Raw genomic sequence first — 11,992 nt, 5'->3', positions numbered from 1 at the left:
CAAGGGAACACACACCATGAAACGCTGGCTTCTGACCCTCCTTGCGGCGCTGTCGCTCAGCCTGCTCACCGGCTGCGGCTACAACCAGTTCCAGTCGCTCGACGAGGCCAGCAAATCGGCCTGGAGCGAGGTGCTCAACCAGTACCAGCGCCGTGCCGATCTGGTGCCGAACATCGTGGCCACGGTGAAAGGCGAGGCCAACTTCGAGCAGGAGACGCTCACCAAGGTGATCGAAGCGCGCGCCAAGGCGACCTCGGTGCAGGTCACACCCGAGACGCTCAACGACCCGGCGGCCTTCGCCAAGTTCCAGCAGGCCCAGGGCGAGCTTTCATCGGCGCTGTCGCGCCTGCTGGTCGTCTCCGAGCAGTACCCGAACCTGAAGGCCAACCAGGCTTTCCGCGACCTGCGGGTGACGCTCGAGGGCACCGAGAACCGCATCACCGTGGCGCGCAATCGCTACATCCAGACGGTGCAGGAGTACAACGTGCTCGCACGCAGCTTCCCGACCAACATCACGGCGAAGGTCTTCAGCTACGACCCCAAGCCGAACTTCACCGTGCAGAACGAGGCGCAGATCTCCACGCCACCGACGGTCGACTTCGGCACGCCGAAGAAGTGAGTCGCGCGCCATGAACGCGGCGCGGCTGCTGCGGTCGATCGCCGGCCTCGCCTTGCTGGCGCTGTGCCTGCTGGGCAGCGGCGCCCACGCGCAGGGCCTCTTGCCGGTGCCGGCGCTCTCGGCCCGCGTGATCGACCAGACCGGCACGCTCGACGCGGCGCAGGCCCAGGCCCTCGAGGCCAAGCTCGCCGCCTTCGAGCAGCAGAAGGGCAGCCAGCTCGTGGTGCTGATGGTGCCGACGACCGAGCCCGAGGACATTGCCAGCTACGCCAACCGCGTCGCCAACGACTGGAAGATCGGCCGCCGCGCGGTCGGCGACGGCGTGCTGCTGATCGTCGCCAAGAACGATCGCAAGATGCGCATCGAGGTCGCCAAGACGCTCGAGGGCGCCGTGCCGGACATCGCGGCGGCGCAGATCATCGACAACGCGATGAAGCCGCGCTTTCGCGACAACGACTTTGCCGGCGGCCTGAATGCCGCGGCCGACCAGCTGATTGCCCGCATCTCCGGCGAGGCGCTGCCCGAGGTCGAGCAGCGCGACGACGCGCGCTCCGGCGGCTTCGGTTTCGACTGGGAAAGCCTCGCGATCTTCCTGTTCTTCGCGGTCGTCGTCGGCGCGCCGATCGCGCGCCGCCTCTTCGGCGCCAGGCTCGCGCCCTTCGTCATGGGGCTGGGTGTGGGTGGCGTCGCCATGGCGATCACCGCCACCGTGCTGGTGGCCGCGATCGCCGGCATCGCGGCGCTGGTCGTCACGCTGATGGCCGGCGTCGGACCGATGCTGGCGGGCAGCCGGCGCGGCGGCGGTGGCAGCGGCGGTTTCGGCGGTTGGAGCACCGGCGGCGGTGGCGGCGGCTGGAGCGGCGGCTCGTCCGGCGGCGGATTCAGCTCGGGCGGCGGCGGCGATTTCGGCGGCGGTGGCGCCTCGGGGGATTGGTAAGCATGGTTTCGTTCATCACCACCCTGGCCCGGCTCTGGCGCCATCGCTCGACCGACGAAGCCGATGTGCGCCGTGTGCTGCCGCCGGCGGTGCTTGCGAAGCTGCAGGCCCGCGTGGCCGCCAGCGAGCGTCGCCACACCGGCCAGATCCGCCTGTGCATCGAAGCCGGCCTGCCGGCGAGCTACGTCTGGCGAGGCGCCCCCGCGCGCGAGCGGGCAGTGATGCTCTTCGGCAAGCTGCGCGTCTGGGACACCGAGCACAACAACGGCGTGCTCATCTACCTGCTGCTGGCCGAGCATGCGATCGAGATCGTGGCCGACCGCGGCATCGACCGGCGGGTCAGCGACGACGAATGGCGCGCGATGGCGCAGCGCATGGGTGCGGCGTTCCGCGAAGGCCGTTTCGAGGATGGGTTGACCCAGGCGCTGGAAGAGATCTCCGCCCTGCTAGTGGCGCACTTTCCACGCGGCGAGGACGCGCCGGAGCGCAACGAGCTGCCAGACGCGCCGGTCGTGATCTGACCCAACTCAGCGGTCGCTGAGCGGCCCGAAGTTCGAGGGCGCCAGGTCGGTGTCGAAGCCCGAATCCAGCGCGGCCGGGCCGGGCCGCGACAGCGCCCCATGGACGCTCGTAGGCGCCTCCATGCCGCCTTGCGCACTCAGCAGGCGACGGTTGATGGCATGGGTGGCGTCGAGTTCGCGCTGCATCGCCTTGGCCACCTGCGACAGCGTGCGCAGACGGCGGTTGTTCTCGCGCACCCGCACACCCAGCAGCCCGGCGACGGTCAGCAACAGCCGCGTCGCGACGGCCGGCTGCAACTCGACCAGCCCGCGCAGCGCCTCGCGCGAGAGGATGGCGAGCTTCAGGTCGGTGAGCGCCGTGCAGGTGGCCGAACGTGGCGCGCCGTCGATCAACCCCATCTCGCCGATCAGGTTGCCCGCGCCGATGAGCGAGATCACCATGTCCTCGCCCGGCGCGCCGGTGGCGTTCTCGGCGCGCACCTGGCCTTCGATCAGCAGCGCCATGAACTCGTTGCCGTCGGTCTGGCCTTCCTCGATGAAGACGGTGCCTGCCTCGACGAAGACCGGCTGCATGGCGTCGATCACCAGGCCCGCGTCATGGAAGTCGAGTTCGGCCACCGGCGACGCGCGCATGAGCATCAGCGCCGCCTGATCGCGCAGGCTGGTGGCGGGATTCCGTAGGTTGCTCATCGCCCGACTCCTGCGACGGTGGCCGTCTCGGGCAGGGCCCACACGGCCTCGCCGCCGACGCCGTAGAACCGCCGGCCGGGGCCGGCCGGCACCTGCCAGCCACCGGTGAATTCGCCGAAGGCCGGCAGGATCGCCTGGCCACCTTCCTGCACGAAGCAGGGCAGCCGCAGCTTGTCGCGGCCGCGGCCGTGCAGGCTGCAGACGGGATGCAAGTGGCCGGCCAGCACGAAGTGCGTCGGGTGGGTTTGCGGATGGTGGCAGCAGGCGAAGGGGCCGAGCAGGTACGGCTCGTCGACCACCGCGATGCCGAGCGCGGCCGGTGGGTCGCCCGCGCGGCTGTCGTGGTTGCCGCGCACCAGCGTCATGCGCAGCGCCGGGTGCGCCGCGCGCCAGGCTTGCAGCGCGGCCAGCACCTGTGGTGTGCGGGCCTGGGCCGCATGGAGGAAGTCGCCGAGAAAGACGATCGCGACCGGCGTGTGCTGGGCGATGAGCGCGTCGAGCCGATCGAGGTTCTCCTGCGTCGTGCCGCCAGGCACCGGCTGGCCCAGGGCGCGATAGGTCGCGGCCTTGCCCAGGTGGAGGTCGGCGACGAACAGCGTGCGCCGCGCGGGCCACCACAGGGCGCGTTCGGGCAGCAGTTCGAGGGATTCGCCCGCCCAGTCGACGAGGCAGGCGGTGGAGACGTCGGAAGGCACTGCACGAGTGTCTCAGAAGTCCCGGAACACGGAGCGGCCCTCAGACGATGGCGAAGTGCTCGGTGCCGGCCGACAGGTCGGTCGAGCGGGCACGCTGGCTGTTGAGCTTGATCTGCAGGCGCAGGTCGTTGGCCGAGTCGGCATTGCGAATGGCGTCCTCGAAGCTGATCGCGTTCGATTCGAACAGGTCGAACAGCGCCTGGTCGAAGGTCTGCATGCCCAGGTTGCGGCTCTTCTTCATGATCTCCTTGATCTCGCCCACCTCGCCCTTGAAGATCATGTCGGAGATCAGCGGGGTGTTGAGCAGCACCTCGACGGCGGCGACCCGGCCCAGGCCGTCCTGGGTGGGAACGAGCCGTTGCGAGATCAGCGAACGCAGGTTGAGCGACAGGTCCATCAGCAACTGCGCGCGGCGTTCTTCGGGGAAGAAGTTGATGATGCGGTCGAGCGCCTGGTTGGCGCTGTTGGCGTGCAGCGTGGCCATGCACAGGTGGCCGGTCTCGGCGAAGGCCACCGCGTGTTCCATCGTCTCGCGGTCGCGGATCTCGCCCATCAGGATCACGTCAGGGGCCTGGCGCAGCGTGTTCTTCAGCGCGGCTTCCCAGCTGTCGGTGTCGATGCCCACCTCGCGCTGCGTCACGACGCAGTTCTTGTGCGGGTGCACGAACTCGATCGGGTCTTCGACCGTCACGATGTGGCCGAAGGAGTTCTCGTTGCGCCAGTCGACCATGGCCGCCAGCGTGGTCGACTTGCCCGAGCCGGTCGCGCCCACCAGGATGGTGAGGCCGCGTTTGGTCATCGACACGTCCTTGAGCACCTGCGGCATGTTCAGGCCGTCGATGGTCGGCAGCACGGCGGGGATGGTCCGCAGCACCATGCCGACCTTGCCCTGCTGCACGAAGGCGTTGACGCGGAAGCGGCCGATGCCGGTGGGCGAAATCGCGAAGTTGCATTCCTTCGTGCGCTCGAACTCGGCCACCTGCCGGTCGTTCATGATCGACCGCGTCAGCGCCACCGTGTGCTGCATGCCCAGCGACTGGCCCGACACCTTGGTGATCTTGCCGTCGACCTTGATCGCCGGCGGAAAGTCCGCCGTAATGAACAGGTCGCTGCCCTTGCGGCTCACCATGAGCTTGAGCAGATCGTTGATGAACTGACTGGCCTGATCGCGTTCCATGATGGTCTCTCGGCTACAGGTGGCGCAGCGCGTCAGCCTGGGAAGTTTTCGGGGATCTTGGCCTTGCCGCGCGCTTCCGCGGCGCTGATGACGCCGCGGCGCACCAGGTCGGTCAGGTTCTGGTCGAGCGTCTGCATGCCCTGGCCGCTGCCGGTCTGGATCGACGAATACATCTGCGCCACCTTGCCTTCGCGGATCAGGTTGCGGATGGCCGAGGTGCCCAGCATGATCTCGTGCGCCGCCACGCGGCCCTGGCCGTCCTTGGTCTTGCACAGTGTCTGCGAGATCACCGCCTGCAGCGACTCCGACAGCATCGCGCGGATCATTTCCTTCTCCTCGCCCGGGAACACGTCGATGATCCGGTCGATGGTCTTGGCGGCCGACGAGGTGTGCAGCGTGCCGAACACCAGGTGGCCCGTCTCGGCGGCGGTCATGGCGAGGCGGATGGTTTCCAGGTCGCGCATTTCGCCCACCAGGATCGCGTCCGGATCCTCGCGCAGCGCCGAGCGCAGCGCGGCGGCGAAACTCAGCGTCATCGGGCCGACTTCGCGCTGGTTGATCAGGCACTTCTTGGAATCGTGCACGAACTCGATCGGGTCTTCGACGGTCAGGATGTGGCCGTACTCGGTTTCGTTGAGGTAGTTCACCATCGCCGCCAGCGTGGTCGATTTACCCGAGCCGGTCGGCCCGGTCACCAGCACCAGGCCACGGGGCTTGAGCGCCAGGTCGCCGAAGATCTTGGGCGCGTTGAGCTGTTCCAGCGTGAGGATCTTCGAGGGAATGGTCCGGAACACCGCCGCCGCGCCGCGCGACTGATTGAAGGCGTTCACCCGGAAGCGCGCCAGGCCGTCGATTTCGAAGGAGAAATCGACCTCCAGGAATTCTTCGTAGTGCTTGCGGTGCGTGTCGCTCATGATGTCGTACACCATGGCGTGCACCGCCTTGTGGTCGAGCGCGTCGACGTTGATGCGCCGCACGTCGCCGTGCACCCGGATCATGGGGGGCAGCCCTGACGAAAGGTGCAGGTCGGAGGCTTTGTTCTTGACGCTGAAAGCCAGCAGTTGGGTGATGTCCACGAAGGTCCTCGGTGACGTTTTGATACGCTTTGAATGATTATGACGATGATTGCCGCCAACCTCCACCAAGTTCGCCAACGCATCGTGATGGCATGTGCCGCGGCCGACCGCGATCCGACCGGCGTGCAACTGCTGGCGGTCTCCAAAACCTGGCCGGCCGCCGCGGTGCGAGAGGCGCTGGCGGCCGGCCAGACGGCCTTCGGCGAAAACTATGTGCAGGAAGGGGTCGCCAAAATTCAGGCGCTGGCTGATGCGCGCGCGCAACTGCAGTGGCACTGCATCGGCCCCCTGCAGAGCAACAAGACCCGGGTGGTGGCCGAACACTTCGACTGGGTGCACAGCATCGACCGGCTGAAGATCGCCGAGCGGCTGTCCGAGCAGCGGCCCGACGGGCTGCCGCCGCTGCAGGTCTGTCTGCAGGTCAATGTCGACGGCGGCCCCAACAAGTCCGGGGTGGCGGCCGAGGAGGCCCTGGCGCTGGCGCGGGGCGTGGCGGCGTTGCCACGGCTGCGGCTGCGCGGTGTGATGGCGATCCCCGAACCGGCGCCTGATTTCGAGGCGCAGCGGGCCTTGTTCCTGCGCGCGGCGGCCGTTTTCGAGGAGATCCGCGCGGCCGGCATCGCGCTCGACACCCTGTCGCTGGGGATGTCAGCCGATCTCGAGGCCGCGGTCGCGGCGGGCAGCACCCTGGTCCGCGTGGGCACGGCGATCTTCGGCCAGCGCTAGGGCCGCGGCCTGCTCTCGGCGCCATTCGGCAACCGGACGCCCGCCCACGCCCCAGTTGTCGAGATCAACTTCGTCGATCACGACGAAGGTGCTTGCCGGGTCCTTGTCGAGCACGCGCACCATCAGCTCCGTCGCGCCCGCGATCAGCTGCTTCTTCTGTTCCTGGGTCACGCCTTCGCGCGTGATCTCGATCTTGATGTACGGCATGGCGGATCACCAGTGGCCGGCGGACTGCCCGCCGTCGACATGAAGGATCTCGCCCGTCACGAACTTGGCGTTCTCGAGGAACAGGACCGCGTCGACGATCTCCTCGATGTCGGCTATGCGGCCCAGCGGATGCAGGCCACTGAGCATCGCGTGGTTTTCAGGCGGGTGCATCGGCGTCTTCACGATGCCGGGCGAGACCGCATTCACGCGGATGCCACGCGACGCGTACTCGATGGCCAGCGACTTCGTGGCGGCGTTCAGGCCGCCCTTGGTCAGCGAGGCCAGAACCGAGGGCACGCCGTTGATCGGCTGCTCGGCCAGGCTCGTCGTGATCTGGACGATGTGGCCCGAGCCCTGCGCTTCCATCCGCTTCACGGCCAGTTGGCTGATGTGGAAGAAGCTGGCCAGGTTGGTGCCGATGTTCGCCGCCCAGTCCTCGCCGGTGAACGCGGTGAACGGCTTGGCCGTGAAGATGCCGGCGTTGTTGACCAGCGTGTCGATGCGGCCGAAGCGCGCCACGCCCTCGCTGAAGATCCGCTCGGCCGTCGCGCGCTCCGCGGCGTCGCCCGCGATCGTCAGGATGTCCGGATCGGCGCTGGCGCCGATCGAACGCGAGTTGGCAACCACCCGGAAACCGGCTTGGCGATAGGCCTGGACCAGCGCTGCGCCGATGCCGCTGGAGGCGCCGGTGATGACGGCGACTTTGGAAACGTTGGAAGTCATGAGAACAGTCCTTTGAAGTGCGGGGTTGACAGACCTCGGCGGGTCGCTGGATCTGTTGCCTCGACTTTATTGATGTGCTTTCATGGCTTAAAGTAGGTTTCACGAACATCTAAAAGTACCTGATGTAATGAATCAAGTGAGCCACACCCGATGAACCGGCAGTTCGACGACCTGCTGCTGGGCAGCATCGAACTGTTCTGCCTCGCTGCCGAGCAAGGCAGCTTCACGGCCGCGGCTGCGGCCGCCTCGGTGACGCCTGCGGCCGTCAGTCGTTCGATCTCCCGGCTGGAACGGCGGCTTGGCGTGCGGCTCTTCACCCGGACCACGCGCCAGATGCGCCTGACCGAAGCGGGGCGCGGGTATTTCGAGCAGTGCCGGCAGGCCTTGAACCAATTGGTCGAAGCCGAACGGGAGGTGACCGGCCATCAGCTCGCGCCGTCCGGCCTGCTGCGCATCAGCGCACCGACCACCTATGGCCATTACCGCCTGCTGCCGCTGGTGCCGGCATTCCGCGAGCGCTATCCCGAAGTGAAGGTCGAGATCAACGTCAGCAACCGCAACATCGACTTCGCGGAAGAGGGCTACGACCTGGCGGTACGGGCGCGGGCAACGGGCGATTCGACACTGGTGGCACGGCATCTGGAGGACACGCCGCTGGTCGTGGTCGCATCGCCCGACTACCTGCTGCGCCGCGGGCGGCCCTCGACCCTCGAGGACCTGAGCGCGCACGAGTGCATTCAGTTCGAACTGCCCAGCAGCGGGCGCACCGTGCCGTGGTTGTTCCGGCAACACGGGCAGGATCTCGATCTGCAGACCGCCGGCGGCTATGCATGCTCGGACGATGTGGTGGCTGGTGCCACGCTGGCGCGCCACGGCGCGGGTGTGTTCCAGGTCTATCGCTTCGTGGTCGAGGAGGACCTGCGCGCGGGCCGGCTGGTCGAACTGCTGCAGGACTTCGGCGGCCGTTCGCGGCCCCACAGCCTGTTGTATCCGCACCGGCGCTTCGTGCCCTTGCGAGTGCGCGTGTTCGTCGACTATCTGCTCGGCCAGCGCTCCGCGTAGCCTCAGCCAGGCAGCGGAATCCGCGCGCTGCTCTTCACCTCTTCCATCACCGCATAGGTCCGCGTCTCGCGCACCCCGGGCAGCTGCCACAGCACCGTGCCGGCGAAGTCGCGATACGCTGCCATGTCGGCCATGCGCGTCTTGATCAGGTAGTCGAAGCCGCCGGCGACCATGTGGCATTCCATGATCTCGTCGCGCACCTGCACCGCCGCCTTGAAGGCGTCGAACACGTTGGGCGTGGTGCGGTCGAGCAGCACCTCGACGAAGACGATGAAGCCCCGCCCCAGCTTGTGCGGGTCGAGCCGGGCTTCGTATCCCTGGATGAAGCCTTCGCGCGTCAGCCGCTGCACGCGCGCGAGCACGGCCGTGGGCGACAGCGCGACGGTCTCGGCCAGCTTCAGGTTCGACAGGCGGCCGTCTTCCTGCAGAACCTTCAGGATTTTGAGGTCGATGCGGTCCAAGTCTGGTAATTCGTTGCTCATTGCTAGCTGATTATCCGGTGAGCCGACATGAAATTGGTGAATAACTCGAATGGTGCGGCGGCACCATCGGTCCATCGCCCTTCCTCTGGATTCCGCCATGCGCTTGCCCACCCCCTACCGCCCCGAACCTGCCGTCGTCGCCCACCGCCTGGCCGCCTTGAAGGGCGCACTCGATTGGCAGCGTGCCGCCGTCACCGCCGCGCCCTGGGTGCAGGCGGTGCGCGACAACCCGCCGCCGTTCTGGGCCATGGAAAGCCTGCTGCGCGAATACCCGATCTCCAGTGCCGAGGGCCTGGCCTTGATGCGGCTGGCCGAAGCATTGCTGCGGGTGCCCGATGTCGAGACCGCCATCGCCCTGACCGCCGACCAGCTCGGCCGCGCCGACTTCGACGGCGCGGCCGATTCGACACTGGCGCGGCTGTCCTCGTCGGCCATTGCGCTGTCCAAGCGCTTCCTGCCCGAGGGCGACCATCCGCCCGGCCTGCTGGCGCGCCTGGGCTCCCGCACCGTCGTCGGGGCGACGCTGCGTGCGGTGCAGCTGCTGGGCCGCCAGTTCGTGCTCGGCCAGACGATCCAGGAGGCGATGGGCGAGGCGCGCAGCGCGCAGAAGAAGCAGCCGGCGCTGTGCTTCAGCTACGACATGCTGGGCGAGGGCGCGCGCACCGACGCCGACGCGCTGCGTTACCTGCAGAGCTACGCCGACGCGATCCGCGCCATCGGCACGCAGTCGGACGCCACGCGCGCGCCCGAGCACAACGACGGCATCTCGATCAAGCTCAGCGCGCTGCATCCGCGCTACGAAGACGCGCAGCGCGAGCGCGTGATGGGCGAACTGGTGCCGCGCGTGTGGCAGCTCTGCACACTGGCCGCCGATGCCAACCTCAACCTCACGATCGATGCGGAGGAGGTCGACCGGCTCGAACTCTCGCTGGACGTCTTCGAGACCCTGGCGGCGCGGATCGCGGCCGAGACGCCGCAATGGCGCGGCTTCGGACTGGCGATGCAGGCCTACCAGACGCGCTCGCTCGAACTCATCGACGAGGTCGTCGTCATCGCGCGCCGGCATGGACTGCGCTTGATGTGCCGCCTGGTCAAGGGCGCCTACTGGGACGCCGAGATCAAGCGCGCACAGGAGCTCGGCCTGCCGCACTACCCCGTGTTCACCCACAAGCACCACAGCGACGTGAGCTACCTCGCCTGCGCCCGCGCCATGCTGGCCGCGCCCGACGCCATCTACCCGCAGTTCGCGACGCACAACGCAGGGACGATCTCAGCCATCCTGCAGATGGCGGGCAAGCAGGGGTTTGAATTGCAGCGCCTGCACGGCATGGGCGAGGGTGTGTACCGCGAGGTGATGAAGGCGACGACGGCGCATGTGCGGGTGTACGCGCCGGTCGGTCAGCACAAGGATCTGCTGGCCTACCTGGTGCGCCGGCTGCTGGAGAACGGCGCCAACTCCTCTTTCGTGAACCAGTTGGGCGACGTGCAGGTGCCGGTCGACCAGTTGCTGGCCTCCCCGCTGCACGCCGCGCCGGTCGCGTCGCTGCCGCTGCCGCCCGTGCTCTACGGCCCGGCACCGGCGCGACGCAACAGCGAAGGGCTGGACCTCGCGGTGGCCACCATGCGCGAGCCGCTGCTGGCCGCGCTGGCGAGCACGCAGGTGCCGCCCGTTCCGCTCTTCGATGCCGCACGCGCCGAAGCCGCCGTGGCCGCGGCCCTGCGCGCGTTGCCGGCATGGCGCAGCACGCCCGTCGCGCGCCGCGCCGCGGTGCTGCGCGATGCGGCCGATGCGCTGCAGGCGGCGTTGCCGCGCTTCTGCGCGCTGCTGGTGAAGGAAGCCTTCAAGACCTGGGGCGACGCCGTGGCCGAGGTGCGCGAAGCCGTCGACTTCCTGCGCTACTACGCCGACGAGGCCGAACGCATCATGCAGCCGGTGGCGCTGCCAGGACCGACGGGGGAATCGAACGAACTGCGCCTCGTCGCGCGCGGCCCTTGGGTCTGCATCAGCCCCTGGAACTTCCCGCTGGCGATCTTCATGGGCCAGGTGGCGGCCGCTCTCGCCACCGGCAACACGGTGCTGGCCAAGCCCGCGGAACAGACGCCCGGCGTGGCTCTGGCGGCCGTCGAATTGCTGCATGCGGCCGGCGTGCCGACCGAGGCCGTGCAACTGCTGCACGGGCCCGGCGAGACTGTCGGTGCCGCGCTGGTGGCGGCATCCGGCGTGGCGGGCGTGGTCTTCACCGGCTCGACGCAGGTCGCGAAGATCATCCACCGCGCCCTGGCCGCGAAGGACGGTCCGATCGTCCCGCTGATCGCCGAGACCGGCGGCATCAACGCCATGGTGGTCGACTCGAGCGCCCTGCCCGAGCAGGTGGCCGATGCCGTGGTGCAGAGCGCCTTCCGCTCGGCCGGCCAGCGTTGCTCGGCGTTGCGGCTGCTGTGCGTGCACGAGCGCATCGCCGATGGCGTGATCGAGATGCTTGGCGGTGCGGTGGCCGAATTGGCCGGCGGCGACCCGGCGTTGCTGACCACCGACGTCGGCCCGCTGATCGACGCCGAGGCCCTCGACAACGTGGCGCGCGCCATCGACGCGCTGACCGTGCATGGCCGTCCGATCGGCGCGTCGCCGGTGGCGGCGCCAGGGACTGCACCCATGCCGAACTTCATCGCGCCCCAAGCCTTCGAGGTGCCCTCCATCGCGCATGTGCGCAACGAGATCTTCGGCCCGGTGCTGCAGATCGTGCGCTGGTCGGGCGACCCGGCCGCGGTGGTGGAGGAGATCAATGCGCTCGGCTACGGGCTGACCTTCGGCATCCAGACGCGTATCGACTCGCGCGCGCTCGCGATGGCCGCCCAGGCCCACATCGGCAACGTCTACGTCAACCGCAACACCATCGGCGCGGTGGTCGGTGTGCAGCCCTTCGGCGGTGAAGGGCTGAGCGGCACCGGGCCGAAGGCGGGCGGGCCGCACTACCTGTACCGCTTCTGTGCCGAGCAGACGGTGACGATCAACACCGCAGCGGCCGGCGGCAACGCCGCGCTGCTTGCCGCGATGCACTGACATGGCCGCCTGCGCA

The 11,992-nt window shown here is 68.4% G+C and carries 13 protein-coding genes; 6 read left to right on the top strand and 7 right to left on the bottom strand.

Features of this window, described 5'->3' with window-relative positions:
* The first annotated feature begins 16 nt into the window (after nt 1-16).
* The 3 genes from ACSFBE_RS20980 to ACSFBE_RS20970 are packed head-to-tail and all read left to right on the top strand — an operon-like array spanning nt 17 to nt 2,077.
* Entirely contained in the window at nt 17-619 is a 603-nt protein-coding gene (locus ACSFBE_RS20980) for a LemA family protein (RefSeq protein WP_435492347.1), read from the top strand.
* 10 nt (nt 620-629) lie between these two features.
* Entirely contained in the window at nt 630-1,556 is a 927-nt protein-coding gene (locus ACSFBE_RS20975; protein ID WP_435492346.1) for a TPM domain-containing protein, read from the top strand.
* A 2-nt stretch (nt 1,557-1,558) separates the two neighbouring features.
* Nucleotides 1,559-2,077, top strand: coding sequence for a TPM domain-containing protein (locus tag ACSFBE_RS20970; protein WP_435492345.1), 519 nt, complete (start codon nt 1,559-1,561; stop codon nt 2,075-2,077).
* Nucleotides 2,078-2,083: 6 nt separating this feature from the next.
* Here ACSFBE_RS20970 and ACSFBE_RS20965 read toward each other — a convergent pair whose 3' ends face one another.
* From ACSFBE_RS20965 to ACSFBE_RS20950, 4 genes are read right to left on the bottom strand one after another with little or no spacing between them, the layout of a single operon-like run.
* A complete protein-coding gene (locus tag ACSFBE_RS20965) occupies nt 2,084-2,767 on the bottom strand; it encodes a Crp/Fnr family transcriptional regulator (protein ID WP_435492344.1) in 684 nt (227 codons plus the stop codon).
* Nucleotides 2,764-3,462: a ligase-associated DNA damage response endonuclease PdeM gene (pdeM, locus tag ACSFBE_RS20960; RefSeq protein ID WP_435492343.1), complete on the bottom strand. Its 699-nt coding sequence runs from the start codon at nt 3,460-3,462 to the stop codon at nt 2,764-2,766. Before pdeM ends, ACSFBE_RS20965 begins: the two co-directional genes overlap by 4 nt.
* A 40-nt stretch (nt 3,463-3,502) precedes the next feature.
* A complete protein-coding gene (locus ACSFBE_RS20955; RefSeq protein ID WP_435492342.1) occupies nt 3,503-4,639 on the bottom strand; it encodes a PilT/PilU family type 4a pilus ATPase in 1,137 nt (378 codons plus the stop codon).
* Between the two features lie 32 nt (nt 4,640-4,671).
* Nucleotides 4,672-5,715: a type IV pilus twitching motility protein PilT gene (locus ACSFBE_RS20950; protein ID WP_435492341.1), complete on the bottom strand. Its 1,044-nt coding sequence runs from the start codon at nt 5,713-5,715 to the stop codon at nt 4,672-4,674.
* Between the two features lie 39 nt (nt 5,716-5,754).
* On the opposite strand from ACSFBE_RS20950, the gene ACSFBE_RS20945 reads away from it, so the two are divergent.
* On the top strand, nt 5,755-6,441 hold the full coding sequence (locus tag ACSFBE_RS20945; RefSeq protein WP_435492340.1) for a YggS family pyridoxal phosphate-dependent enzyme: 687 nt from the start codon (nt 5,755-5,757) through the stop codon (nt 6,439-6,441).
* Here the strand turns inward: ACSFBE_RS20945 and ACSFBE_RS20940 are convergent.
* Nucleotides 6,364-6,648 (bottom strand): tautomerase family protein, encoded by a 285-nt coding sequence (locus tag ACSFBE_RS20940; RefSeq protein WP_435492339.1) that lies wholly within the window; start codon nt 6,646-6,648, stop codon nt 6,364-6,366. The two genes, ACSFBE_RS20945 and ACSFBE_RS20940, sit on opposite strands and share 78 nt — an antisense overlap.
* A 6-nt stretch (nt 6,649-6,654) precedes the next feature.
* Entirely contained in the window at nt 6,655-7,371 is a 717-nt protein-coding gene (locus ACSFBE_RS20935; protein ID WP_435492338.1) for an SDR family NAD(P)-dependent oxidoreductase, read from the bottom strand.
* Nucleotides 7,372-7,521: 150 nt separating this feature from the next.
* Between ACSFBE_RS20935 and ACSFBE_RS20930 the strand changes: the two genes are divergently transcribed.
* Nucleotides 7,522-8,433: a LysR family transcriptional regulator gene (locus tag ACSFBE_RS20930; protein WP_435492337.1), complete on the top strand. Its 912-nt coding sequence runs from the start codon at nt 7,522-7,524 to the stop codon at nt 8,431-8,433.
* A gap of 2 nt (nt 8,434-8,435) precedes the next feature.
* On the opposite strand, the gene ACSFBE_RS20925 is transcribed toward ACSFBE_RS20930, so the two are convergent.
* Nucleotides 8,436-8,915 (bottom strand): Lrp/AsnC ligand binding domain-containing protein, encoded by a 480-nt coding sequence (locus ACSFBE_RS20925; RefSeq protein WP_435492336.1) that lies wholly within the window; start codon nt 8,913-8,915, stop codon nt 8,436-8,438.
* Nucleotides 8,916-9,012: 97 nt separating this feature from the next.
* Between ACSFBE_RS20925 and ACSFBE_RS20920 the strand changes: the two genes are divergently transcribed.
* A complete protein-coding gene (locus ACSFBE_RS20920) occupies nt 9,013-11,976 on the top strand; it encodes an L-glutamate gamma-semialdehyde dehydrogenase (RefSeq protein ID WP_435492335.1) in 2,964 nt (987 codons plus the stop codon).
* Nucleotides 11,977-11,992 lie beyond the last annotated feature (16 nt).

This window comes from Variovorax sucrosi (assembly GCF_051216635.1).
Lineage (GTDB): Bacteria > Pseudomonadota > Gammaproteobacteria > Burkholderiales > Burkholderiaceae_C > Variovorax.
The sequence above is the reverse complement of the archived record's forward strand: the minus strand, read 5'-3'. Positions and strand labels throughout refer to the sequence as shown.